This is a genomic window from Pseudodesulfovibrio sp. (genome assembly GCF_028692895.1).
Taxonomy (GTDB): Bacteria; Desulfobacterota; Desulfovibrionia; order Desulfovibrionales; family Desulfovibrionaceae; genus Pseudodesulfovibrio.
Map to the genome: position 1 here is coordinate 1 of NZ_JAQUWN010000037.1, position 25,560 is coordinate 25,560.

At 65.1% G+C, this 25,560-nt stretch carries 20 protein-coding genes and 1 tRNA gene; 15 read left to right on the forward strand and 6 right to left on the reverse strand.

Annotated features, from left to right (window positions below):
* Positions 1-65 precede the first annotated feature (65 nt).
* Positions 66-941 (reverse strand): permease-like cell division protein FtsX, encoded by an 876-nt coding sequence (locus tag PHP91_RS10375; protein WP_300140245.1) that lies wholly within the window; start codon positions 939-941, stop codon positions 66-68.
* Positions 938-1,651, reverse strand: coding sequence for a cell division ATP-binding protein FtsE (gene ftsE, locus PHP91_RS10380; RefSeq protein ID WP_300140247.1), 714 nt, complete (start codon positions 1,649-1,651; stop codon positions 938-940). The genes PHP91_RS10375 and ftsE overlap by 4 nt, the downstream gene beginning before the upstream one ends.
* A 239-nt stretch (positions 1,652-1,890) precedes the next feature.
* Here ftsE and PHP91_RS10385 point away from each other — a divergent pair, with 239 nt between their 5' ends.
* Positions 1,891-2,751 (forward strand): hypothetical protein, encoded by an 861-nt coding sequence (locus PHP91_RS10385; RefSeq protein WP_300140249.1) that lies wholly within the window; start codon positions 1,891-1,893, stop codon positions 2,749-2,751.
* Positions 2,752-2,779: 28 nt separating this feature from the next.
* On the opposite strand, the gene PHP91_RS10390 is transcribed toward PHP91_RS10385, so the two are convergent.
* Both PHP91_RS10390 and PHP91_RS10395 read right to left on the reverse strand, forming a co-directional pair.
* Positions 2,780-3,202: a hypothetical protein gene (locus PHP91_RS10390; protein ID WP_300140251.1), complete on the reverse strand. Its 423-nt coding sequence runs from the start codon at positions 3,200-3,202 to the stop codon at positions 2,780-2,782.
* 171 nt (positions 3,203-3,373) lie between these two features.
* Positions 3,374-4,867 (reverse strand): GGDEF domain-containing protein, encoded by a 1,494-nt coding sequence (locus PHP91_RS10395; RefSeq protein ID WP_300140253.1) that lies wholly within the window; start codon positions 4,865-4,867, stop codon positions 3,374-3,376.
* Positions 4,868-5,155: 288 nt separating this feature from the next.
* On the opposite strand from PHP91_RS10395, the gene PHP91_RS10400 reads away from it, so the two are divergent.
* From PHP91_RS10400 to PHP91_RS10445, 11 genes are all read left to right on the forward strand, one after another.
* Positions 5,156-6,781, forward strand: a complete 1,626-nt coding sequence (locus tag PHP91_RS10400) for a glycosyltransferase family 4 protein (protein ID WP_300140255.1) — start codon at positions 5,156-5,158, stop codon at positions 6,779-6,781.
* 48 nt (positions 6,782-6,829) lie between these two features.
* Positions 6,830-7,258 (forward strand): 4Fe-4S binding protein, encoded by a 429-nt coding sequence (locus PHP91_RS10405; RefSeq protein ID WP_300140257.1) that lies wholly within the window; start codon positions 6,830-6,832, stop codon positions 7,256-7,258.
* Positions 7,251-9,035, forward strand: a complete 1,785-nt coding sequence (locus PHP91_RS10410; protein ID WP_300140259.1) for an aldehyde ferredoxin oxidoreductase C-terminal domain-containing protein — start codon at positions 7,251-7,253, stop codon at positions 9,033-9,035. The genes PHP91_RS10405 and PHP91_RS10410 overlap by 8 nt, the downstream gene beginning before the upstream one ends.
* Positions 9,036-9,108: 73 nt before the next feature.
* Positions 9,109-9,184, forward strand: a tRNA-Phe gene (locus tag PHP91_RS10415).
* Positions 9,185-9,378: 194 nt separating this feature from the next.
* Complete coding sequence (locus tag PHP91_RS17295; RefSeq protein ID WP_366141560.1) at positions 9,379-9,672, forward strand: type II toxin-antitoxin system HigB family toxin; 294 nt, start codon at positions 9,379-9,381, stop codon at positions 9,670-9,672.
* Between the two features lies 1 nt (position 9,673).
* Positions 9,674-10,840 (forward strand): hypothetical protein, encoded by a 1,167-nt coding sequence (locus tag PHP91_RS10420; protein ID WP_300140261.1) that lies wholly within the window; start codon positions 9,674-9,676, stop codon positions 10,838-10,840.
* A 478-nt stretch (positions 10,841-11,318) separates the two neighbouring features.
* Complete coding sequence (locus tag PHP91_RS10425) at positions 11,319-13,676, forward strand: YdbH domain-containing protein (RefSeq protein WP_300140263.1); 2,358 nt, start codon at positions 11,319-11,321, stop codon at positions 13,674-13,676.
* A 9-nt stretch (positions 13,677-13,685) separates the two neighbouring features.
* Positions 13,686-13,895, forward strand: coding sequence for a hypothetical protein (locus PHP91_RS10430; protein WP_300140265.1), 210 nt, complete (start codon positions 13,686-13,688; stop codon positions 13,893-13,895).
* On the forward strand, positions 13,885-14,247 hold the full coding sequence (locus PHP91_RS10435) for a YdbL family protein (RefSeq protein ID WP_300140267.1): 363 nt from the start codon (positions 13,885-13,887) through the stop codon (positions 14,245-14,247). The genes PHP91_RS10430 and PHP91_RS10435 overlap by 11 nt, the downstream gene beginning before the upstream one ends.
* A gap of 251 nt (positions 14,248-14,498) precedes the next feature.
* Positions 14,499-17,384 carry a PAS domain S-box protein gene (locus PHP91_RS10440; protein ID WP_300140269.1) on the forward strand — a complete coding sequence of 962 codons (2,886 nt, stop codon included), beginning with the start codon at positions 14,499-14,501 and terminating at the stop codon, positions 17,382-17,384.
* 166 nt (positions 17,385-17,550) lie between these two features.
* Positions 17,551-18,000, forward strand: a complete 450-nt coding sequence (locus PHP91_RS10445) for a hypothetical protein (RefSeq protein ID WP_300140271.1) — start codon at positions 17,551-17,553, stop codon at positions 17,998-18,000.
* A 103-nt stretch (positions 18,001-18,103) separates the two neighbouring features.
* Here the strand turns inward: PHP91_RS10445 and PHP91_RS10450 are convergent, their stop codons facing one another.
* Entirely contained in the window at positions 18,104-18,985 is an 882-nt protein-coding gene (locus PHP91_RS10450; protein WP_300140273.1) for a universal stress protein, read from the reverse strand.
* Between the two features lie 161 nt (positions 18,986-19,146).
* Between PHP91_RS10450 and PHP91_RS10455 the strand changes: the two genes are divergently transcribed.
* Together PHP91_RS10455 and PHP91_RS10460 are read left to right on the forward strand one after the other, a co-directional pair.
* Entirely contained in the window at positions 19,147-21,339 is a 2,193-nt protein-coding gene (locus PHP91_RS10455) for an ATP-binding protein (RefSeq protein ID WP_300140275.1), read from the forward strand.
* A 90-nt stretch (positions 21,340-21,429) separates the two neighbouring features.
* On the forward strand, positions 21,430-22,335 hold the full coding sequence (locus PHP91_RS10460; RefSeq protein WP_300140277.1) for a TIGR01777 family oxidoreductase: 906 nt from the start codon (positions 21,430-21,432) through the stop codon (positions 22,333-22,335).
* Positions 22,336-22,679: 344 nt separating this feature from the next.
* Here the strand turns inward: PHP91_RS10460 and PHP91_RS10465 are convergent, their stop codons facing one another.
* Positions 22,680-23,858, reverse strand: a complete 1,179-nt coding sequence (locus PHP91_RS10465; protein WP_300140279.1) for a hypothetical protein — start codon at positions 23,856-23,858, stop codon at positions 22,680-22,682.
* Positions 23,859-24,108: 250 nt separating this feature from the next.
* Here PHP91_RS10465 and PHP91_RS10470 point away from each other — a divergent pair, with 250 nt between their 5' ends.
* Complete coding sequence (locus PHP91_RS10470) at positions 24,109-25,518, forward strand: sigma-54 dependent transcriptional regulator (RefSeq protein WP_300140281.1); 1,410 nt, start codon at positions 24,109-24,111, stop codon at positions 25,516-25,518.
* Positions 25,519-25,560 lie beyond the last annotated feature (42 nt).

The following is a 25,560-nucleotide window of genomic DNA, read 5'->3' on the forward strand; positions in this document are numbered from 1 at the left end:
GGAAGGGAAGGGGGGAACCTTTTTCAAAAGGTTCCCCCCTTCCCTTCCCTCCGGTTCTCCGCAGCCTATTTCACGGCCACCCAACTGCTCAGGGTGGAGACGAGGGTGACGGCGGCGGCGAGGATGGCGAGTTGTTGCCAGGGCAGGAACTGGATTTCGATGAGGAAGGGCGGGAAGTTGAGCACGTCGGCGGCGGCGGAGTGGACGGCCTTGAGCAGGCCGATGCCGGCGGCCGCGCCGAAGAGTCCCTGGATGAACCCGCCGGTGAGCAGGGGCCAGCGGATGTAGCTGGGCCGCGCGCCGACCAGGGAGAGGATTTCGACCTCGTCCATGCGGGTCAGGAGCGAGAGCTTGATGGTATTGTGGACCACGAGCGAGACGATGAGGCCGAGGAAGCCGAGGATGGGCCAGAAGATGAGCCGGGTGACGGTGCGCCAGCCCTGGGCCAGGTCGGCCTGGAAGGGCGTGTAGTTGACCTTGTCCACGCCGGGCAGGGCGTTGAGTCTGGTGAGCAGGGTTTCGGCCCAGCCTTCCTGCTGGGCCTCGGGCGGCACGGCGAAGCTGGCCAGGCCGGAGTAGGGCAGGGGATTGTTGTCCGCGAGCCAGGAGAAGTCGCCGGTTTCGCCCAGGGCGGAGGCCAGTTCGGTCAGGGCGTTTTCCGGGGTGAAGGTCTTGAGGTCGGCGAGGTGGTCCAGCTTGCGGATGGCGGCCCAGTCCTCCAGCACGGCTTCGGCGGGGAGGCCGGTTTTCCAGTAGACCTGGAACTCGACCTCGCCGCGCGTCTTGAGGAGCTGCTGGTTGACGTTGAACAGGCCGAGCAGGATGAAGCCGGTGAGCAGGGTGACCATGGCCACGGCCACCAGGGTCAGGAGCTGGGCCCAGGGGTGGAGCCGGATGTCGGCGATGCCGCGCAGGGTGAGGCGGAGGAACTGGCCGATCACAGTTCGTCCTCCCCGTTCTCGTCCTCCCCGTCCTCAGGGAAGGGGTCCACGCCCTCGCCCTCGGCGATGCGGCCTTCCTGGAGGTGGAGGACCTTGGCGTCGGGCACGCAGTCCAGGACCTCGCGGCTGTGGGTGGCCATGATGACGGTGGTGCCGTAGGTGTTGAACTGCTTGAAGATTTCCATGAGGTGCATGGTCAGGTCGAAGTCGAGGTTGCCGGTGGGCTCGTCGGCCAGGATGAGTTCCGGGTTGGCGACCATGGACCGGGCGATGGCCACGCGCTGCTGTTCGCCGCCGGAGAGGCGTTCGCAGGGGGAGTAGCTTTTGGTCTCCAGGCCCATGGCCCGGATGATGGCGCGGACGCGGCGTTCCAGGTGGGTGCGGGGCATGCCGCGTACTTCGAGGGCCATGGCCACGTTGTCGAAGACGGTGCGCCGGGGCAGGATCTTGAAGTCCTGGAAGACCACGCCGACCTTGCGCCGCAGCAGGGGGATGTTGCGCCGTTTCAGGTCGTTGAGCTGGACCCCGGCCACGGAGGCGCGGCCGCGCGTCACGGGCAGGGCGCCGTAGAGCAGTTTCAGCAGGGTGGTCTTGCCCGCGCCGGAGTGGCCGGTCAGAAACAGGAATTCCCCCTTGTCCAGGGAGAAGGAAACGTCCTTGAGTGCCCAGTAGGCCCCGAAGTTGTGGGACAGGCGATCCACTTTGACCATCATGGTATCGTCTGTACCCGTCCGGGCGCATTTTGTACAGGGCGGGGCTTCCCGCCTCGTATGATCGGGCGGGTGCTGATTCACCCTTGTCTTCGGCCCCTGTCAAGCTGCCAAGTTATGCTTTTTCTACCCGTTCTCCTGTTTATTTTCGCCTTTTTCCCGGGAGCCGAAAACCCGTGGTAGGCTTTTCGGCGCGCCTGGAAGGAACCGTCCGCAGGGACGAACAACAAGGAGGAAACATGCAGGATGCATTCAAGAAGCCCGAGGGGCAGTTTGGCGAGAACGACACCAACGGCGCCTTTCGGTACAACCCGGACGCCAACCGGCAGGAGCGGAAGTGGATCAAATACGCGGACGGCGTGTATGAGCCGGTCCGGGCCGACGGCGACCTCCGGAAGAAGAAGGACGACTACCGGTCCTTCAAGTGGTGGGGCGTGGACAAGCCCGCCGACTGGAAGCCCGAGCACGAAGGGGCCGGGTTTTCCTGGAACCATACGCTGGGCTCCAAGGAGGACCTGGCGGATCAGAAGACCGGCGAACCGTTTGGAGGAGACTCGAAGAAGACGGCGGCTCCGGCGGCTCCGCCGCCGCTGGCGGACCGGGTCTCGCAGGGGTTCGACTGTGCGGCCGGGAGCCGCTCCAGGAGCCGATCCCTCCTGGCCGGGGGCTCCGCCAGCCTGGAGCCGGACCGGCGCGACGAAAATGCCTCCGGCGAAGCCGGGCCGTCAGGCGGCTCAACCGGGACCGAGGCAGTCTCCGGCATGGTCCAGTCCAAGGGCCAGGGCAGAAGCGGAAAGGCCAGCGGCAATGATCCGTATTTGGAGGGTTTTAAGGAGGAGTATGAAAAAGCTGACCAAGAAGGGAAAGGTAGAATAAAAAACAAACTTCGCAACGAAATCGAACGGCACCGGAGTGAGGCCAAATCGGCCAAGGGCAAGGCGCGCACCAAGCTGCTGCGCCGGGCGGACCAACTGGCCGGGGCGCTCAAGATTCTGACCGACGGCAAGGTCAGGCCGGTGCCGCCGTTCTTCATCTTCAACGTTCCCCTGTTCGAGCGGATTCTGCGGGGAGGGCCCGTCGACTCCCCGGACCAAACCTGATCCGGGCGGGGCGGGTTTCCCCGCCCCGCTATTTTGTGGCCTCTATGACGAGTTTGCCTTCCCTGTAGTAGATTCTAAAACTTTGGCTTTGGCTCCGCCGGACGTTTTCGGCCTTTTCCAGTTCCCGGAGCCATAGGGCCATTTTCCCCAAGATGTTTTCCTTTTCGATGAGTTCCTTGATTTCCTGGGAGACCTCCACGGGAATGGAAGAGACAATCAGACTGGGCGAGCGTTTCATCCACATTCCCGGAATGATGGCCTCTCCCGTCATCCAGATGCTCGCGACGGGGTCGCCCTTCGAAGACGCGGACTTGACGCTGACGTAACTGATCTCTTCCAGATCGGTAACCCCGGCCTCTTCCAGTGCGCGTTCGAGGTCCGCCCGTTTTATGGGGTACGTCTCGCCCTTGATGACCTTGTACCTTCCGCCGAATTTATATTCCACTGCCACGCCATTCCTCCTTGCGGCTTTGAAGCAATGCGCCCGGTTTCCCTGTCGCTGCGAAGAAACAATATAAAACAATATATGGGAATCGCCGTCGGGTTTCAAGGCGCGGGGCGAACGGAAAGGGCCGACGCCCTGCGGCGTCGGCCCGATGGGTGACGTGGGAAGCCGGACCGGCTAGAGGAGCATGGCCTGGGCCATCTGCGGCTTGGAGATGACGACCATGTTGCGGCCGTTGTGCTTGGCCGCGTAAAGGGCCTTGTCCGCCTTGACGATCAGGTCGTCGTCGCGGGTCAGGGCGCCCGCCTCCACCGAGGCCACGCCGATGGACGCCGTGACCGCGAAGTCGTGCCCGTCGTAGCTGAACCGGGTGTTCTCGATGGCCCCGCGCACGCGCTCGGCCAGCTTCCAGGCCGCCTTTTCGCTGGTGTGGGGCAGCAGGACCACGAACTCCTCGCCGCCGTAGCGCGCGGGCAGGTCGGTGGTGCGGAAGGTGTCGGTCAGAATCTCGCCGACCTTGCGCAGGACCATGTCCCCGGCCTGGTGGCCGTAGGTGTCGTTGACCTGCTTGAAGTGGTCCAGGTCGACCATGAGCAGGGAAAGGTCGTGGTTGTAGCGGCGGCGGCGCTTGATCTCGTAGACCAGCCGTTCGTCGAAGGAATGGCGGTTGTAGATGCGGGTCAGGCCGTCGCGGTCGGCGCGCAGCTTGACCTCCTTGAAGACCATGGCGTTGCGCAGGGCCAGGCCGAGGTGGTTCACGGCCGAGCGGAAGGTCTCCACCTGGTCCTTGCCCAGCCGGTAGCCGGACTCGCAGAGCAGGGCCAGACAGCCGAAGGTCTGGTGCCCGGCCGTGAGCGGCATGGTCACCAGCTTGCCGTCTCCGGGCTTCAGCCCGTATTCCGGGCGGCGCTTGGGATCGGTGTGCAGGATGTGGAACCCGTTGACGGGCCCGCTACCCATGTCCGCGGCCGAGGCGAGCAGGTGCTCCACCCACAGCCCCTCGGTCTCCGGGGTCATCTTGCCGTTCAGAAATATCTCCACGTCCGCCACCTCGGACTCGGCCTGGTTGCTCCAGAACACCGCGTTGAGCATCCGGACCGGCAGGACCAGGCCCAGGGTCTCCTTGGCGTTGAGCAGGATGGTGGACGGGTCCAGGCTCTCGGTGGCCGAGGCCAGGATCTTGTTCAGGAAGAGCAACTGGTCGGTCTTGCGGGCCAGCAGCTCGCGCTCCAGCATGATCTCCTCGGTCATGCGGTAGATGTCCGAGTACATGCTGGTCACTTCCTTGGCGCGGAAGAGCACGTCCTGGACCTTGGGGCGCGTCAGCGGGGCGCGGACCACGGTGAGGAAGCCCTCGCCCAGCACGCGGTCCATTTCGAGGGCGTCGTCGCCCTCCTCCTGGATGAGGACGCGCTGGGTGGATTCCTGCTCGCGGTACTGCTCGCGGCGGTGCTCGCCAAGGTCGCTCCAGACCGACCAGGGAATCCAGGTCGTGGCGGGCTTTTCCTCCTGGTCCAGCTCGCGCGCGCCCGGCAGGGCGTCGGCCGGGAAATTCCGCAGGTGGAAGCCGGGGCCAACGCTCTCGGTGATCTGGCGCTCAAGCTCGTCGGTCAGGCCCAGTCCCCACATGAGCTCCGGCCGCTTGCCCCGTTTCATGATTTTTTTCTGCATGTCTCCGTCTCCTTCGAGAGTCAAAAAGCTGACGCAAGAGCGTCTGCACAGGATGCTGAGCAAAATGAAGGCCAAAGCGCGCGGAGACAGGGGAGAGGTGGACAAACGGCGGGCTTTGCACACCGTATCGCGTCGGGATAGCGGGTCATATTTTTTGAACCTTCGGCCGGTTCCGTCGCGGGAGAGGGGGAAGGTTTTGCCGCCCGGCCTGGTCCTTCCGGGGGAGAGGGGGCGGGCTCGGCGGCGAAATCCATTGACAAAACGGGCCAATGCGGTTTTCTCCTAGGTATGCCCGAGGAAAAACGCAGATGGGGCACGCTGGACCCGTTTTACGAGCCCGGCCCGGTGCTGGGCCGGAAGGTGGCCAACGTCCGCTTTTTGGACGGGCTGCTCCGGGCCGACCCCTTTGACGAATATTGCTTCTTCCTGGGCGACCAGGGGCTGGCCGAGGCGTTGCGCAGCCATCTGGCCAAGGCGGCCCCGGCCCTGCTCGACGCGGGCCGCATCCGCATCCTGGACCGGCGGGAGCTGCCGGACGCCCTGGCCCGCGAGCGGTTCCGCTGCTTCCACCTCTCGGACTGCATCGTCAGCCAGCCCGCCCTGGCCCGGCTGCGCAACCGCTACGCGCCCGAAATCTTTCCCATCACCGGGATCATCCACTCCCTGAGCTACGCGGGCTACGCGGAGCCCTTCCTGCGCCAGCTCTGGCCGGGGGCCACGGCGCGTGACGCCATCGTCTGCACCTCGGCCGCCGGGCAGGGGGCCGTGGAGCGGTTCCTCGCCTGGCTGCGCGAGGGATATGGGCTGGACGAGCGGGCCTTTCCCGGCCCGCGCCTGGCGCGCATCCCCCTGGCCGTGGACGCCGAGGCCATGACTCCCGGCGAGGGCCGGCCCGACGGCGGTCCGGTGCGCCTGCTGGTCTTCGGCCGCCTTTCCCATCACTCCAAGATGGACCTGCTGCCGCTCCTGCGCGCCCTGCATCGCCTGGTCTCGGACGGGCTGGACCCGGCCTCGGTGGAGCTGGTCCTGGCCGGGTGGAGCGACGAGAACGGCGACTACCTGCCCATGATCGAGGGGCTGGCGCGCAACGCGGGCATCCCCCTGACGGTCCGGACGCGGCCCACCGAGGCGGAGAAGGCGGCGCTGTTCCGCGCGGCCGACGTGTTCGTGTCCATCGCTGACAATCCGCAGGAGACCTTCGGCATCACCCTGGCCGAGGCCGGGGCCTTCGGCCTGCCCGCCGTGGTCTCGGACTATGACGGCTATCGCGACATCGTGGTCCACGGCGAGACCGGACTGCTGGTCCCGACCATCGGCCCGGCCGCCACGCCGGACGCGGACTTGCTGGCCCCGCTGCTCTTCGACAACCAGTATCACCTGCTCCTGGCCCAGCGCACGGCCGTGGAGGTCCCGGCCCTGGCCGAGGCCTTGGGCGCGCTGATCCGTTCGCCCGAGCTGCGCCGGTCCATGGGCGCGGCCGCCCGGCGGCGGGTCCTCGACCATTTCTCCTGGAGCGGGGTGATCCGCCAGTACCTGGACCTCTGGGACGGGCTGTGGCGCGCCCCGGCGGACCCGGCCTCCCTGCGCGCCTTGAACCATCCCCAGTCCATGCCCTACGGCCGCCTCTTCGGCCATTATGCGAGCCGCGTCCTGGACCCGTCCTGCGTGGTCCGCACCGGACGCACGGGCGAGGCGTTCTACCGCAACCGGGACTTTCCCTCGCTCTATGCGGGCCTGGGCTGGACCATCCGGCCCGAGGCGGCCCGCAAACTGGCCTTCCTGGCCCGCAAACCCGTTGACAGCGGCACCCTGATGCGCAAGCTTACCGAACTGGAGCCGCTCCTGGATGAAGCCATGGCGGAAAACCATGTGCTTTGGGCGCTCAAACATGACATCCTGGAACTCGTAAAGTAATGAACCGTCCCCCTCCCGCAGAAGCGGGGCGGGGTGCCGGAGGCGAACATGAAAGCACTCAGGGCATCGCGCATGGAGCGGTGCATCGGCTGCCACTCGTGCTCCCTGGCCTGCGCCAGGCTGGTGCACAAGGTGCTGTCGTGGAACAAGGCGGGCATCCGCATCGCGTCGGCGGGCGGGCTCTCCACCGGATTCGAGGCGCGGGTCTGCCTGGCGTGCAGCCCGGCCCCGTGCGCGCAGGCCTGTCCCACCGGGGCCATGGCCCCGCGTCGCGACGGCGGGGTCATGCACAAGGAGAACCTGTGCATCCGCTGCGGCAAGTGCGCCGAGGCCTGCCCGGTGGAGGCCATCTTCCTGGACCACGAGGTGAACCCCTACGTCTGCATCCACTGCGGCCGCTGCGTGGCCTTCTGCCCGCACGACTGCCTGGAGCTGGTGGACTTGCCCGCAAAGGGCGGGGAGGCGGCCGATGATTAGGGAATTCTTCCGCGTCATGGTGGTCAACCTGACCACGGGCAAGACCAATATCGTCGAGATCGGCGGCCGTTCGGAATTTCTGGGCGGCTGCGGCCTGGCGGCCCTGCTCTTCCGCAAGTATGGCCGGGTGGACGCGGACTGGGACCACCCGGACCAGCCGCTGATCCTGACCATCGGGCCCCTGACGGGCTACTACCCGCTCATGAGCAAGACCTGCTGCGCCTTCCGCTCGCCCTACCACAACCAGTACGCCGAGAGCTACGCGGGCGGGAAATCCGCCCTGTCGCTCCGGTTCGCGGACCTGGACGGCCTGGTGGTCGTGGGCCGGGCCGAGCGGCTGACGGCCCTGTGCGTGGGCTCCCGCCGGGTGGAGACCCGGGACGTGGAGTACATGCGCGGGTTCGACGCGCTCCAGACCGGCCGGGTGCTGCGAAAGATCTTCCCCGGCTCGGGCCGCCGCTCCATCCTGCGCATCGGCCCGGCGGGCGAGAACCGCTCCGCCTTCGCCTGCATCAACGTGGACACCTACCGCCACTTCGGCCGGCTGGGCGGCGGCACGGTCATGGGCGCCAAGAACCTGAAGGGCATCTGCATCCTGGGCGACCGGGGCTTCCCCCTGCCCGAGGGCAAGGCGTATCCCAAGCTCTACCAGCACATCTTCGAGCAGTTGACCACCACCGAGATGATGGCCAAGTACCACGGCGTGGGCACGGCCGTGAACATCAGCCCGCTCAACAAACTCAAGAGTCTGCCCTGGAAGAACCTTCAGCAGACCAGCAGCCCCGAGGCCGACAAGATCTCGGGCGAGACCTTCGCCGACGACACCCTGCTGCGCAACGCCGCCTGCGCGGGCTGTCCGGTGGGCTGCATCCACGTGGGCTTCGTGCGCGAGCAGTTCCAGGCCAACAACCAGTACCTCTACCGCCAGGTGGGCTACGACTACGAGCCCATCTTCTCCTGCGGCGGCATGCTGGAGGTCACGGACCCCGGCCAGGTGCTGCGCATCCTGGACGTCATCGAGAAGGTGGGGCTGGACAACATGAGCGCGGGCGTGGCCCTGGCCTGGTGCACCGAGGCCCTGGACAAGGGCGTGATCACCGAGGCCGAGACCCTGGTCCGCTTCAACTGGGGCGACGCCGACACCTACATGAAGGGCGTGGAATTTCTCGGGACCCCGCCCAATGACTTCTACCGCCTGCTGGCCCAGGGCACCATGAAGTGCGCCAGACAGTACGGGGGCGAGGACTTCGCCTGCGTGCTCGGCCAGGAGATGGCGGGCTACGCCACGGGCGAGGTTTTCTTCGTGTCCGAGGCCCTGGGGTTCCGCCACGCCCACCTGGACGCGGGCGGCTATTCCTGGGACCAGAAGCATGAGGAGCGCGAGGTGGAGCCCGCGCTGGACTTCCTGGTCAACGACGGCCGGGACCGGATCGTGCTCAACTCCATGGTGGGCTGCCTGTTTTCGCGCGGGGTCTACAAGGACGAGGAACTGGCCGCGGCGCTGGACGCCTTGGGCTACGGCGAACTGAACGGAAAACTGCAGGACATCGGCCAGCGCATCCAGTGCGCCCGGTGGCGGCTGCGCCTGGACATGGGCTACGACCCGGACAAGGTCAAGATTCCCAAGCGCTACACCGAGATCACCACCTGGAAGGGCCCCTTGGACGTGGATTACCTGGACGCGCTGCGCCGAGGGTACGCGGCGCGGATCAAGGCCATGGGCACGGACCCGCGCGGCGAGATCGACCCGGCGCAATACGAGCGGAAGGGGAAATAAAAACCCAGCGCTTTCCGAAAAAAGGGCTTGCCAACCACCCCTCGTTTCGGTAATTACCTCTCCTCGACTGCGTGCTCAGGTAGCTCAGTCGGTAGAGCAGGGGACTGAAAATCCCCGTGTCGGCAGTTCAATTCTGTCCCTGAGCACCACTTGGAAACAAAGGGTTTCGCCAGAAATGGCGGAACCCTTTTTCGTTGTTCTCCCAACCAGCCCCTCCATTTGCAGTTCTCAAAAAATATTGTTTGATTTCATGAGGCGTTCAATGTATATTCCCAGCATGGGAACTTTCTTATTGCTTTTTCTTGGGAACGACATATAATGAAATTATGAGGCTGAAGTTCTGATGAGGATTATCTCGCGTGCCCAGTTGAGGGAGTGCTGGAACATACATCCGATTTCGAAGTCGGCCCTTGAAAGCTGGTATTATGAGGTAAAACATGCCGAATGGGGAGACTGGACAGATATCAAGAGACATTTTCCCAAAGTCTCACCGGTTGGCAACGACAGGTACGTTTTTGATATTAAAGGGAATGACTTTCGTCTCGTCGCTTTAATCAAGTTTAAACAAAAAATAGTGTATATCCGTTTCGTTGGAACGCACAAAGAGTATAACGGCATAAATGCAGGGATGGTGTGAGATGGCAAAGCTGATCAAGACAACGCAGGACCATGAGGAGGCCCTGGCCCGTGTTGAGATGCTGATGACGGCAGAGCAGCTTACGCCTCAAGAGGAGGATGAACTGGAACTGCTCGTCCACCTCATCGAAAAATACGAGGAACAGGCCTTCCCTATCGATATGCCTTCACCGGTGGAGGCCATCCTTTTCCGTATGGACCAGCTCGGCCTCAGGGCCGAAGAGATGTTGCCCTACTTTGGCACCAAAAGCCGAGTTTCTGAGGTGCTCAACGGGAAAAGAGAGTTAACCCTTCAAATGATGCGCGCTTTGAATGCAGGACTCAATATTCCGGCGGAAGTCTTGCTTCAAAATCCCAAGGCGGAATTTCCATGCGCATACAATGATCTGGATTGGAGTCACTTTCCGCTCAAGGAATTAGCAAGACGCGGAGTAGTAGAGGCAAAAAATATAAAAGACCGCGCGGAGGAAAGTATTCGAGAACTCATTGAAGCGGCTGGCTATCCGCCCATGACAGCCGCCTGTCACCGCCAAGGTTCTTGGAATGGAAGAAATGGAGATCGCTACGCAACCTTCGCTTGGGAGCTTGTTGTTCGCAAAAGAGCGCTGGAAATGCTGGATGATGTCCCCGCCTTTTCCCTGGAAGAAAAACATTTGTGTAAAATTGCACACTTAAGCGTGTTTGATGAAGGCCCACTTTTGGCAAAAGAATATCTGGCCAAGCACGGCGTCATTCTCATTATCGAGCCGCAACTTAAACAAACCTACCTGGATGGGATTGCACTACTTCTGGAAAACGGGACACCGGTAGTCGGTCTGACGCTTAGACACGACCGCATTGACTATTTTTGGTTCACTCTTCTCCATGAACTCGTGCACATTCTCAAGCACCTCTCCAAAAAACAGACCTGCATTTGGGACATTCAGGGGGCACAGGGTGACATTGAAGAGGAAGCTAACACGGAAGCAGCGAATGCGTTCATTCCACCCGACGTGTGGGCAGCCAGCGAGGCGAAACAAAAAGCGAGCAAGAAAGGCATTATCGAGTTGGCAAAGCAGCTCGATATTCATGTGGCCATTGTGGCAGGGCGTGTCAGAAATGAACGTAAAAACTATCGAATCCACGCCCAAATGGTAGGAAATGGAGAGGTAAAAAAACTTTTTATATAAATTAAAAAGGTCTGGAGTGTACCACCACTCCAGACCTTTTCCCGAAATCCCAACCGTTGAGGCCGGATCGGGAACCCCTTGAGGGGCAAAGTGTTTAAGCACCATTTGCATACCCTACTGCTTGGCAAAAGTCAAGGGGGCTGCCTCCTGCGAGGATTTCATCATGAAAAACTCGGAATACGAAGGCAAGGTTTTGATCTTCCGGTGGACACGCATTTGTCCCAAGACCGGAAAGGTCATTCGCGCAAAGAACCGCCCCTTCCCCATGTGGGTTGACGCTGAGCGCTAATCACTAACATTAAACACCCCCGGACGAGAGTAGTGGGCTCGTCCGGGGAGGATACACTTCTTTTCGGTTACCTCATTCGATGGAAGGCTTTTTTTCGTGCTTCGGCCATCCGGGGCGCGTGGCGGCGGCTTGCCAAGTTCGCACGGAAGCGGATACAAACCAGGCATGTCCGGTTCCCTTGGCAGGAAAATGCTGAAATGGACGGCCCTGATCGTTCCCTGGCTCCTGGCGGTTGCGCTGGGCGCGGGCTGGTGGCTGACGGTCTGGACGCCGGGCTACCTGGAGCGGCTGGTGCCGAAGCTGGCCGGGGACATGGGGCTGCCGCTGGCGGAATTCCACATCCGCGACGCCGGGCTGTTTTCGGCGGACATCGGGCCGGTGCGGCTCGGGGACGAGGCCGACGGGCTCCGGCTGGCCAACGTCCACGTCACCTACACCCCCGCCTCGCTCAAGCTGGGCCGGGTCCATGCGGTCATCCTGGACGGCGCGTCCCTGTCCGTGGCCTACGACGGCAAGGGCTTCGCCTGCCCGGCCCTGGACCGGTTGCCCAAGTCCGACAACGGCGGCTCCTCCGGCGACCTGCCCGACCTTCCCTTCGACACCCTGACCCTCCGCGACGCCACGCTGCACTGCCTGATCGACGGGCGGGCCCTCTCGGCCCCCTTTTCGGCGGACATCGAGCCGGGGAGGACGCTGCATTTTTCCGGCCGGTTGCGCCCGCGCGACCAGGCGGTCGAGGTGGAGGGCGACCTCGGCCCGACCTGGAACGACTTGGCGCTGGTTGTCCGGGCCAAGGCCCTGCAATTGGGGGCCTTCGCCGACCTCCTGCCCCGGCCCGTCACGGGCGAGGCCGACCTCTCGCTGCGGGCCCGGATCGACCTGGCGCGACCGGACGCCCTGCGCGGCGAATTCGAGGTCTCGGCGGCCCGGTGCGGGCTGGACGCCCTCGGCCTGCGCCTGGCCGACGGCGCGGTGCTCAGGGCGCGCGGGACAGTGGCTGACCGGACCCTCTCCTTTTCCATGGACGACGTGTCCCTGTCCGCACCCGCGCCCATTCGCGTGGGCATCCGGTCAGGCGGCGCAAGCGCCGAATCCGTCTTCGTCCGGTTCGCCCTTGCCGGGGCCGGGGTGGAGCTGGACGGCCGGCTGGACGCCGGCCGCAGGCGGGACGGCGGCGGCCTGTGGGACGTCTCGCTCTCGGCGGCCAATCCGGCCCGGCTCAACCTTGAGGCCGGGGGCCGGACCGTCCGGCTGGACGGCTTCGCCCTGACCGTGCGCGGGACGGCCGGTCCGCAATCGGCGGACGTGCTCCTGCAATGCGACACGCGCGCCACGGCCATCGACAAGACCGGATTCGGCTCCGGCCCCGTGCGGCTGACCCTGCCGCTCCGGTGGCCCGCGGCCAAGGCGGGCAAGCCGGGACAGGTGCGGCTCTCCGGGCTCAGGCTCCGAGAGCGCAAGCTGGGCGACGTGGCCGCCCGCGTCCGGCAGCGGGGCGCGGCCGTCGCCTACGACGGCACGCTGTCCACGGAGCTGCTGCCGGGGTTGCGCGTCCCGTTCTCCGGCATCTCCTCGCTGATCGACAACCGCACGGACCTCTCGTTCGGCGTGGGAGGCTATGCGCTCTCCGACGGGTTCGATCCCGCGACCCTGGCCCCATCCCTGAAGGGCGTGACCCTGACCGGGACCCTCCGGGCCGAGGGGACGCTCAAGGTCGACGAGGAGGGCGTCCAAAGCCGCCTCGGGGCCTCCTTTTCCGACGGTGTCCTGGCCATGGACGCGAACGGCACCGCCATCCGGGGCATCAACGCGGCGTTCGTCAGCCCGGACCTGATCGGGCTGCGCAGCGCCCCGGCCCAGCAACTGACGTTCGACTCCCTGCAATCCGGCAAGATCGCCCTGACCAACGGCAAGGTCACCTATCAACTGGAGGCCGGAGGGGCGGTGCTGGTGGAGCGGGCCGGGTTCGACTGGTGCGGCGGCCACGTCTTCAGCAACGCCTTCCGGGTGGTCCCCGGTTCCGACGCCTACGGCGTCACCCTCTATTGCTCCGAGCTGAGGCTGTCGGCGCTGCTCGCCCAGTTGGAGCTGGCCAACGCCGAGGGCGAGGCGGCCCTGTCGGGCGAACTGCCCGTGACCTGGGAGCGCGGCAAGATCGCCTTCAACGGCGGCTTCCTGCATTCCACGCCCGGGGAGGGCGGGGTCATCCGGGTGGAGGCCATGCGGGAGCTGGTGGCCGCCATCCCGGAGGGCACGCCCCAGCGAGGCCAGTTGGAGCTTGCCCGGGAGGCGGTCCGCGACTACCAGTACAAGTGGGTGCGCATCAAGGCGGACTCCGTGGGCGAAAACCTGCTGGTCCGGCTGTCGCTGGACGGCAAGCCCGCCAGGGTGCTGCCCTTTGTCTACAAAAAGGAGTTCGGCGGCTTCATCCGGGTCATCGGGGACGTGCAGGGGTCCAACTTCCAGGGCCTCCGGCTGGACGTGAATTTCAGTGTACCCTTGAACCGGATATTGCTCTATAAGGATATCGTCCACATGATCCAGTAAGGAGTTCCCATGAAATATCCCATATGCATCGCGGCCAGCCTTCTGCTGCTCTCGGCCTGGGGCTGTTCCTCCAGCCACCGGGTGGAGGTCGCGCCCGTGGAGGTCAAGCCCATCCACATCACCATCGACGTCAATGTGAAGGTCGACAAGGCCCTGGACGACTTCTTCTCAGACATCGACGAAGTCCCGGCCAAACCGGAGGTCAACCATGCGAAATAGGTACTTGCCCGCCCTTGCCCTTGCCCTCGTCCTCTGCGCCCTTGCGGGGACGGCCTTGGCCGGAGAGATCAAGGACCGGATGATCGCCCGCAAACCCCTGGTGGCCGCGTTGCTGGCCGACGGCGCCGTGGGCGAGAACAACCAGGGATTCCTCGACTTCCGGGGGGCGAAGAAGCAGGCCGACGTGGTGGCCGCGGAGAACCAGGACCGGGCGGCCGTGTATCGGCTCATCGCCAAGAAGGCCGGGACCACTCCCGACATGGTGGGGCAGCGCCGGGCCGCGCGCATCGCCGAGTCCGCCCCGGCGGGCACCTGGCTGCAAAAGCCGGACGGCTCCTGGTATCGAAAGTAGCTCTTGTCCCGGCGGGCCGGTCCCTTCCTTGCAACCGCTTGAAAAAAGCCTTCCATCGGAGTTTGTGGAAGGCTTTTTTCCGTGCGGGGCGGGCGGCCCGTCGGGGCCGCAGTAGCTTATAATGGATTCCGCATGGTGAAAATGTCATAGAGCGAACATGTGGAGATGGCCCGTCCCGCCAGCCGGGCGCTTGCCGCGCCTTTCCCCTGGCGGATCGCGGGAGTCAACGTGACGGAGTCGAAGGAGCTTTCATGCCGGTGGAAGTGGGTTCCCTGTTGACCCTCCTTCATAACATCTGCCTGCTGCTGGCTGCGGTGCTGATTTTCGACATGCTCTCCGGACGGGGGAAGGCGCGCCTCCCCGCCCTCGGGCAGATGGTCTCCGGTGTCGGGCTGGGGATGATCGGCATACTCATCATGGCCACGCCCTGGTCGCCCGAGCCCGGGGTCATCATCGACACACGGACCGTGCTGCTCGGCCTGGGCGGCCTGTTTTTCGGCCCCGGGCCCACCTGGGTGGCCGTGGCCATGACCGGGGCCTACCGCCTGGCCATCGGCGGCGCGGGGGCCTGGACCGGCTTCTGGCTGATCCTCCTGGCCGGGGGCACCGGCCTGGCCTGGCGGCAGGTGCGCAGGAAGCCCCTGGCCGACATCTCGCGGATGGAACTGTTCCTGTTCGGCCTGGTCCTGCACGTTGAGCTGCTGCTCATGGTGCTGGCCCTGCCCCCGGGCATGGCGGAACACGTCCTGCGGCACGCGGCGGCTCCGGTGCTCCTGCTCTTCCCGGCATGCACCGTGCTCATGGGCCGGTTCCTGGCCGGCCGGCTCGCCCGCCGCCGCATGGAGGAGCGGCTTCACGAGAGCGAGGAGATGTTCCGCAAGACCTTCTCCGACCACCTGGCGGTCCAACTGCTCATCGACCCCGCCTCCGGGGACATCCTGGACGCCAACATGGCCGCGGAGCGGTTCTACGGCTGGTCGCGGGATGTGCTGCGGACCATGCGGATTCAAGATATCAACACCCTGGACGAGGCCAGGGTCGCGTCCATGGTGGAGCGCGCACGCACCGGCCGCCAGACCCGGTTCGACTTCCAGCACCGCCTCGCCGACGGGGCCACGCGCCATGTGGAGGTGTTCAGCAGTCGGCTCACCGTGCGCGGCCAGGACATTCTCCATTCCATCATTCACGACGTGACCGCCCGGAGACAGGTCGAGGAGGCCCTTCATGAGAGCGAAAGCCGGCTCCATCTGGCCGTGGACGGCACGGGCCTCGGGCTTTGGGACTGGGACATTCCGAGCGACGGGCTGGTCTTCAACGAGCACTGGGCCGGGATGCTCGGCTATGCCCTCCCGGCGCTGCGGCCCATGCACATCTCGACCTGGCGGGACCTTTGCCATGCCGAGGACATGGCCGCGTCGGACGCGAGTCTCCACGAGCATTTTGAAGGGAAGCGGGAGTTCTTCGAACAGGAGTTCCGAATGCGTCACCGCAGCGGCGAGCTGCTCTGGATGCTGGTCCGGGGAAAGGTGGTGGAGCGAGACGCGGCGGGCCGTCCGGTCCGCATGATCGGGACCATGGAGGACGTCACCGAGCGGCGGCGGCACCGGGAGGAGATCGAGCGCGAGGTGCAGCGCCGCAAGACTCTCATGGAAAACAGCAATGACGGCATCCTCGTCATCGACGGCAAGCACCAGGTGGTGGAGACCAACCGTCGCTTCGCGGAAATGCTGGGCTACACCGAGGCGGAAATCCTGGGCATGTACACCTGGGAGTACGAGGCGGAGATGGACGAGGCGGCCATCCGGAGCTCCTTCGCCGACCTGAGCGCCGTCAACATGGTCGTCGAGTCCCGGCACCGGCGCAAGGACGGGACCTGCCTGGACGTGGAGGTCAGCCTCAGCGGTTCCGAGGTCATGGGCGAGGGGCTGGTCATGGCCATAGTCCGGGACATCTCGGAGCGCAAGCAGGTCCAGGCCGACCTGCGCCGGGAAAAGGAGCGGGCCGAGGCCGCCAACCAGTCCAAGTCCGAGTTCCTGGCCAATATGAGCCACGAGATACGCACGCCACTGGGCGGCATCCTGGGTATGCTCCAGCTTCTCCAGTCCACGTCCCTTGATCCGGAGCAGGAGGAATACGTCGGCACGGCCGTGCAGTCCTCCCGGCGGCTCAACCGGCTGCTCACCGACGTCCTGGACCTCTCCCGCGTGGAGGCGGGCAAGCTCTCCCTCCAGGCGAAACCCTTCGCCCTGGCGGACGAAGTGGCCCAGGTATGCGAGATGTTCCATCTGGCCAACGCCCGGCAGGCGGTGACACTGGTCTGCCGGGTGGACCCGGCCATTCCGGGCAGGCTGGTGGGCGACTCCACCCGCCTGGTCCAGGTCCTCGTCAACCTGGTGGGCAACGCCTTCAAGTTCACCGCGTCCGGGGCGATCGTGCTGGAGGCCCAGGGACTGCCCCCGGCCGCGCCGGGCTCGGCCAGAGTGCTCTTCTCCGTGGAGGATACCGGCCAGGGCATCCCGCCGGAGAAGCTCGGCGCGCTCTTCTCCCCCTTCACCCAGGCCCACGAAGGGTGCACCCGCGAGTTTCAGGGCGCCGGCCTCGGGCTGTCCATCTGCAAGCGGCTGGTGGCGCTCATGGGCGGTTCCATCAACCTCGAATCCGAGCCCGGGGAAGGAACCGTGGTTTTTTTCGCCATCGACTTTCCCCTCCCGTCCGCCGGGCGGGACTTGCCGCCGAAACCGGCCCAGGCCGACGGCCCCATCGCGCCCCTGGACATCCTCCTGGCCGAGGACGACCGGGTCAACCACATCGCCACCCGGCGGCTGCTGGAAAAGGACGGGCACCGCGTCGTGGGCGTGGAGAACGGCCGCGAGGCCCTGGAGGCGCTGCGCGGCGGCGACTTCGACCTCGTGCTCATGGACATCCAGATGCCGCTGATGAACGGCATGGACGCGGTCCGCGCCATCCGTCGGGGCGAGGCCGGGGAGGACCGCCGCGACATCCCGGTCATCGCCCTGACCGCCTACGCCATGGCCGAGGACAGGGATCGCATCCTCGCCACGGGCATGAACGGCTACCTTACCAAGCCAATGAACCTGCGCGAACTCCGCGTCATCCTGGCCCAGGTCAAGCGCTAGACGCCGTTTCCCGCCCGACCGCGCCTCCCCCCCCGCCAGCCGATGGGGCCCGCCGCTCCCGCCGCACGGCTTGTGAAGGATTCCGCCCCTGGTTGCATTCCCGCCATCAACACGGTACGGTGCACACGATCCCCATTCACCCTGTTCTTGCGAGCTATTGATATTCATGAAGATTTACGCCATTTCCGCCTGCCTGCTGTTGTCCCTCCTCGCCTCCGCCGCCCACGCCCAGGATATCGACTATCTGGCCCGCATGGCCGAGGAGTCGGAGATCAAGGCCATCGCCGTGGTCTCGGACGTCAAGCGCATGGGCGGCAATCGCGACGGCTCCCTCTTCCAGGTGACCTTCAAGACGGTCTACGGCCAGACGCCGTACATCCCCAATCCGTTCACGGCCTGGTGCAAGACCTACGAGTACGCCTGGCAGACGCGGTCCAAGGACATGGTCTACTTCAAGCCGCGCAAGGGACAGCGGGTCTATGTCACCGTGTCCTCCAACGGCGGCTCCATCACCAGTTTCACGCCGGTCACCGAGGTCCTGGAGGCGGCGGTTCGCAACGAGCCGTACCGGCTGGCCTACCGTCGCGGCGAGGCCTCGGTCCGGCCCAGGGAATGACGATTTCGCTTATCGATAAAAAAGGCCGTCCCATTTTGGGGCGGCCTTTTTGGCTTATCGGAGGGTTGTCGATGTTGGCTGCCGGGCCGGAGAGGGCAGCCGGCTATTTACTGATCCACAGCGCCGAGGATTTCATCTGGCGAAGCAGCCGAACCGTGACCGAGCTCGGGAACATGGCCTCCATGCGACCCTGGGCGGCCCCGCAGTGGCGGCCGACGCCCACGGCCGAATAGCGGCCTTCGGCCGCCTCCTGGATGGTCGCCTTGACCGGGTTGCCGCCCGTTACCAGCTTCATCTCGATGCGCTCCTCGGCCACGCCGTTTTCCGTGAGCTGGGCCAGGGCCGATTCGAAAATGGCGGAGGCCTGCCTGTCCCGATAGCTCTGGGCCACGTGGAACAGGGTGAAGGTGTGGCGCTCCTCCTCGGCCAGCATGTACCCCGCGTGGTCCACCATGCGCAGGGACGCCTCCGAGCCGTCCAGGCAGAGCAGGATGTCGTGGCGCGGCCTGGCCGGGGGCTGGCGGCAGATCCAGATGGGAAAGTCGATGTCCTGCCAGAGCATCTCGTGGCAGACCGAGTTCTCGAACACGCCGTCGAACCAGGTCATGGCCCGCTTGCCCAGCACCAGCGCGTCGTAGAGCCCGCTTCTCGCCTCGTCCACCAGCTCGCGCACCGTTCCCTTGCGCGAGTGGACGACCTTGGTCTCCACGTTGTTTCCGGTGCAACCCGCAATGTCGCGAATCCAGTTCAGCGCGTCGTCCACGGCCTTGACCCCGCGCGTCCGGGTGTGGGCCTCCATCTCGTCATACCCCTTGCCGCGCGGCACCAGGTCCTGCTCGTCGATGGCCCAGGACGCCTTGCGCGGGGCCACGTAGAACAGGGTCAGCTTCAGGTCGCAGAAGTTCTCGAAGACCTCCTCGAGAAACCGGAGGGTGTACGAGGCCGTCCGTTCGTCGCCGATGGCCAGCAGCAGTTCCTTTTGCATGGGCGCTCCTTTGGGCCCATTGTGGACGACGCGGCGGGAAAAGACAAGCGGGGCGGCTTGTTCTTTGGGTCCGCTGCTGCTAATCTGAAAAGAGGCGACCCGGCGATGGCGCGCGGGAAGCACCCCGTCACCCAACAGGACACAGGCCCGCCAGGGATGCCATGACTCCCGATCCCATCCGCATCAATCCGACCACCCGCCACGAGAAACGGCGGCGCAAGCGGGAATACATCATCGCCCTGGTCTTCCTGCTGCTCATCGTCGGCCTGACCTGGGTCGAGCTCAAATACCTGAGCGGCGACTACTACCTCATCCTCAACCTGCTCGTCCTCAATGTGGTCCTGCTCCTGGCCATGCTCTTCTACGTGGCGCGCAACGCCGTGCGCCTCATGCTGGAGCGCCGCCGCCGCGTCCTCGGCTCCAAGCTGCGCACCCGCCTGGTCCTCGCCTTCATCTCGCTCTCCCTCATCCCCACCGCCCTCATCTATCTCGTCTCGGTCAAGTTCGTGCAGACCTCGGTGGACTACTGGTTCAAGGGCCAGGTGGAGGAGTCCATGGAGCAGGCCCTGGAGCTCGGCCGCGCCTTCTACGGCTCGGCCCAGGAACGCCTGGAGCGGCGCGGGGCCAACATGATCGACGAGATCGTCAAGAACCAGTACGCCTGGGGCGGCAAGGCCATGGACAAGTTCCTGCGCCAGAAGTTCGAGGAGTACGACCTCAGTCTGGTGGGCGTCATCACCCCCGAGGGCAACGAGCAGAACACCCACGCCTCGACCCAGTGGAGCCAGGCCTGGCCCGAGATCAAGGAAAAGATCGACTGGCAGTCCCTCAAGGCCGACCCGCGCGCCTGGACCACCATCATCCCCAAGCCCGGCAGCGACCTCGTGCTTGGCGTCTCGCCCGTGGACGAGGGCCGCACCGGCTACCTCATCATCGGCGAGACCGTGGGCCAGGGGCTGCTCCACCGCCTGGACCAGATCGTGCGCGGCCTGGACGAATACAAAAAGCTCAAGACCCGCAAATACCCGTGGAAGATGAATCTCTACCTGACCATGGGCGTCATGGCCATGCTCATCATCCTCGGCGCCATCTGGTTCGGGTTCCGCCTGGCCAAGGAGCTCTCGGCCCCGGTCCAGGCCCTGGCCGCAGGCACCGAACGCATCGCGCGCGGCGACCTTTCCGTGCGCCTGGAGGACCGCTCGGACGACGAACTCGGTTTCCTGGTCCAGTCCTTTAACCGCATGGCCGCCGACCTGGAACAGAGCCAGATGTCCGTCCAGCAGGCCAACGAACGCCTGGCGCAGCAGAACCAGGAGCTCGAACGGCGCGGCCAGTACATCGAGGCAGTGCTCAACAACATCACCTCCGGCGTCATCTCCATGGACTCCGAGGGCCGCATCGGCACCGTCAACACCGCCGCCGAAAACATCCTCGGCGTGCCCGGCGTCCTGCTCATCGGCCGCAAACCCGGCGAACTGCTCTCCGGCGACTTCTCCTCCATGGTCCAGGAGGCCCTGGACCAACTCGCCGCCAGCCCAGACACCCTCTGGCAACGGCAGATCGACCTGCCCGTGCGCAACCGCACGATCAAGGTCCTGGTCAACATCGTCTCCCTGCGCAACGTCGGCGGACGCGACGCGGGCACCGTGGCCGTGTTCGAGGACATCACCGAGCTGGAGAAAATCCAGCGCCTCGCCGCCTGGCGCGAAGTCGCCCGCCGCATCGCACACGAAATCAAGAATCCGCTCACGCCCATCAAGCTCTCGGCGCAGCGCCTCCAACGCAAATACGGCGACGACATCAACGAAAAGACCTTCGAGGACTGCACCAACCTCATCGTCAACCAGGTGGAACGGCTCCAGAACATGGTCACCGAGTTCTCCGCCTACGCCAAGCTCCCCGAAGTCCAGCCCCGGCCCGATCACCTGGCCCCGGTCATGGACGAGGTGGTCACCATGTTCGAAAACACCCACCGCGAAATCCGCTGGAACCTCGAATACGACACCCCCATCGACCCCTTCCCCTTTGATCGCGAAGCCATCCGCAAGGTCCTCATCAACCTGTTCACCAACGCCGCCGAGGCCCTCAGGGAAAGCCGTGACGGCGAGGTCGAAATCCGCGTCCAGCACGACAGGGCCGCAGGACTCGTCGCCATCACCGTGGCCGACAACGGCCCCGGACTGCCCAAGGACTCCTCCCGCCTCTTCGAACCCTACTATACCCAGAAAAAAGGCGGCACCGGTCTCGGCCTGACCATCGTGCGCTCCATCGTCGCCGATCACAGCGGGCAGGTCCGCGCCCTGCCCAACCAACCCTCCGGCACCGTCTTCATCGTGGAGCTGCCCGACGCCTGATGCCCGCCGTCGGACCGTCGATAATGGGCTGGCCTATTGTCCGGCGCCGTGATATTCACCCCTCTGTCTTTCGAGGGAGGACCAAAGGTCATGAGAGCAATCATCGTCGGCGGGACCGGCTTCATCGGCCGGAACCTGGTGGCCGAACTCAAGGCGCATGACTGGGAAATCGTCGTCCTCTCCCGCGCCCCCGGCAAGGTGGCCGAAGTCTTCGGCAAAGGCGTCATCGGCATGCGCGCCGATAACGGCGACTGGCCCGACATGCTCGGTCCCTCCTGCGTCATCGTCAACCTGGCGGGCGAAAACATCGCCGACGGACGATGGACCGCCAAAAAGAAACAACGCATCCTCCTCAGCCGGCTCGAAGCGGGCGACCGCATCCTCCGCTCCATCCAGCTCGCCGAAAAATCCCCCGCCGCCGTCATCCAGGGCTCGGCCGTCGGCTTCTACGGCCCCCAAGGCGACCAGCCCGTGGACGAAAACTCCCCCTCCGGCGCCGGCTTCCTCGCCGACGTCTGCCGCCAGTGGGAAGCCTCCACCGCCGCCCTCGATGAAATGGGCATCCGACGCTGCGTCGTCCGCACCGGCATGGTCCTCGGCCAAGGCGGCGCGCTCGCCCGTATGCTCCCCGCCTTCCGCCGCTACGTCGGCGGCCCCCTCGGCTCCGGCAATCAGGGAGTCTCCTGGATTCACATGGCCGACCAGGTCGCCGCCATCCGTTTTCTCATGGAACATCCCGCCGCGCGCGGCCCCTTCAACCTCACCGCGCCCAACCCCGTCAACTCCGCCACCTTCGCCCAAACCCTCGGCCAAGCCCTCCACCGGCCCGCCAAACTCAAAACCCCCGCCCTCGCACTGCGCGCACTCTTCGGCGAAATGGCCGACGAAGTTCTCCTCGCCGGACAGTTCGCACTCCCCAATCGCCTCGCCGAATCCGGCTTCACCTTCCAATTCCCAGACCTCGCCCCCGCCCTGAACAACGCGCTCGGCAACTAGCCGGACCAGGCACGGGGAATGCCTCCGGCGGCCAAGCGGCGTCCGCGAAGACTCGAACGGACACTGGCCCACGCCGTGTGAACCGCTTGGTGAAGATTTGAAAAGCCTGTCGTTACGGCGTCTGAGACATTGGCAGAGGCAGTGTTCTTGATTTGAAGTTTTGCCTGCTTCTTTTCTTCAAGAACCCCCCGGCGGGGGCGAGCGGGCAGTCCGTCCCTGCGGACATGAGTCGTTTTGTCGAGCTACGCCCCCGCGAAAGCGGCGAATGGTTTCCAAAGGCTCGCCTTTGGCGGGTCCAGGGCAGCGCCCTGGTCTCCCCGAAGGGGCCGCCGGAGGCATTCCTTCTACCGCCCCATCCCTCCAGGCCACTCTCCGTTCACCGGATCTTTCGGCACATCCCAGCCGAGTTTTCTGGCGGCGGGGGGTGCGGTCCAGGTGGCGGTATCGGGGTCATAGGCGAGGTGTCCGAAGCGGAGGAGGCGGGCGTCGGGGTCATGGAGGGCTCCGGCGAAGCCGAGGGGGAGGTTGAGGGCGGGGTTGGAGTCCCAGAGGGTGGCGCCGAAGGGGGTGTATTGGGTGGCTTTGACCACGGTGTTGTTGGCGTTTGTGAAGGTTTTGGGGGAGCCGGTGTGGTCGTGGGCGAGGGTGAAGGTGGCGTCGTCGACGGAGAGGGCGATGGGGAGGTGGGTGCCGGATTGGTAGTGGAGGGTCCATTCGCGGTAGCCGTCGTGGAAGCCGGAGAGGGAGTTGTCGTCGCGCCAGCGGTAGATGGCCACGGGGTCGCCGTCGAGGAGGCGCATTTCGAGTCGGCCTTGGGGGTCGTATCGGTATTCGACGAGTCGGCCCTGTTCGGTTTCGACGAGTGTGAGTCGGCCGTCGGGCAGGTGGTGGTAGCGGGTGGTTCCGGCGGGGGAGACGCGGGCGGCGCGGAATCCGCGGGCGTCGTATTCGTAGCGGGTGTGGTCGGCCTGGGCGAGGCGTTTGTGGCGGTCGTATTTGAGGACGCGCATGAAGGGGGTGCGGGCCACGTCGTAGTCGGCGGTCGGACGGTTCTCGTCGTCGTATTCCCAGTCGAGGGCCCAGCCGGTCTGGGAGAAGCAACTGGTCAGGCGGCCCTGGCGGTCGTAGCGGAAGCGCCAGGTTTCGCGTCGGCCGTCGATGCGTTCGGTACGGCGGGTGATGCGGCCCCGGTCGTCGGTTTCGAGGGTGGCGAAGTAGGGGGTGTTCCCGGCCAGTTGTTCGGCTTCGGGCTTGTCGGCCCAGTCCTGGGGTTTGGCGTCTTCGTTCAGGGCGTGGTTCCATGCGAAGCCGAAGCCGTTTTCCCAGGGCAGCCAGGCGGCGGGGCGGGTTTCGATCCACCAGGCGCGGGCGGTTCCGGTCCATTTGCGGTCCGGGTCGCCCTCGCGGCGGACGGGTTCGTAGGTGCCGTCGGCGTAGCGAATCCAGAGCCGGTCGAAGGTCTGCGAGTCGGGGTTGAAGACGAATTTGCAGTAGCGGTCCTTTTGGTGATCGGGGAGGAGCATGTGTACCTCGGGGGTTTTGTCCGCGGGGGTGATTCCGCGCGAATCCGGACGAGGCTACCCCCGGTTTTCGGCGTGGGGGAAAACGGCGGCCTGAGGGGGCAAAACGGGTAAAAAAGGCATAACTTGACGTGTTGACAGGTTTTGGCGGGCGGGCCGGATTCGCGCCGGGCCTTGAATCCTCGGGGCTTGTCCTTTATGAAGGAGGGAGCGGTCGGGGGGATGGCGGATCACTTCAGCAAGCGGAGCGGGCGTGGGCGGACAGATTCTGATTATTGACGACGAGGAAGGCATCCGTTTTTCGTTGCGCGGCATTCTGGAGGACGACGGCCATGAGGTCATGGAGGCCGAGTCGGGCGAGCAGGGGCTGGAGGTGCTGGGCACCACGATTCCGGACCTGGTTTTCCTGGACATCTGGCTGCCGGGCATGGACGGGCTGGAGGTGCTGGACGCGATCCGGGCCGAGCACGAGGGGCTGGCGGTCATCATGATTTCCGGCCACGGCACCATCGAGACGGCGGTAAAGGCGCTCAAGAAGGGGGCCTTCGACTTCATCGAGAAGCCGCTTTCCCTGGAAAAGGTCCTGGTTACCACGCGCAACGCGGTGGAGTTCTCGCGTCTGCGCCAGGAGAACCAGGCGCTGAAGACCCGGATCAGTTCCGAGCATCCGGTCTGCCTGACGGGCCGGTCTCCGGCCATCCAGAATCTGAACGAGGTCATTTTCCGGGTTGCGCCCACGGAGTCGTGGGTGCTGATAACGGGCGAGAACGGCACGGGCAAGGAGATCGTTGCCCGGTCCATCCACAGCCAGTCGAACCGGGCGGACAAGCCGCTGGTGGCGGTCAACTGCGCGGCCATTCCCGAGGAGCTCATCGAGTCCGAGCTGTTCGGGCACGAGAAGGGGTCGTTCACCGGCGCGGACAAGGCCCAGGCGGGCAAGTTCGAGCTGGCGGACGGGGGCACGCTGTTTTTGGACGAGATCGGCGACATGAGCCTGAAGACCCAGGCCAAGATTCTGCGCATTTTGCAGGAGCAGTCCTTCGAGCACGTGGGCGGGCGCAAGACCATCCGGGTGGACGTCCGGGTCATCGCGGCCACCAACAAGGATCTGCCCGCCGAGATCGAGGCCGGGAATTTCCGCGAGGACCTCTATTACCGGCTCAAGGTGTTTCCGCTGGAGGTGCCGCCCTTGCGAGACCGGGACGACGACCTGCTCCTGCTCATCCGGGACTTTGTGGACGGGCTGGTCAGGCAGCACGGGTTCAAGCCCATCGTCTTCGACGAGGCCGCCCTGGACTCGCTCCGGGCCTATCCCTGGCCGGGCAACGTGCGCGAGCTCAAGAATTTCGTTGAGCGCATGTTCATCATGTATGCGGGCGATACCGTGACCCCGGACCGGCTGCCGCCGGAGTTCCGGGAGGAGCCGGTGGGCGCTTCCGTGGCGCTGGCGTCGAGCGACGACGAGTCGGACGAGGAGTTCGACTCCCTGATCGCGGGCGGCCCGGCGGACCTCAAGCAGGCCCGGGCCCGTTTCGAGGCGCGCTTCCTGGAGGCCAAGCTCCGGGAGTACGACGGCAACATCTCGCGCCTGGCCAAGGCCGTGGGGCTGGAGCGCAGCTCGCTCTACCGCAAGCTCAAGGCGTACAAGATCCAGACCGATTAGCCCGGCCGCCCTTTACACCGGGTTGGGCAATGCTCATACTCT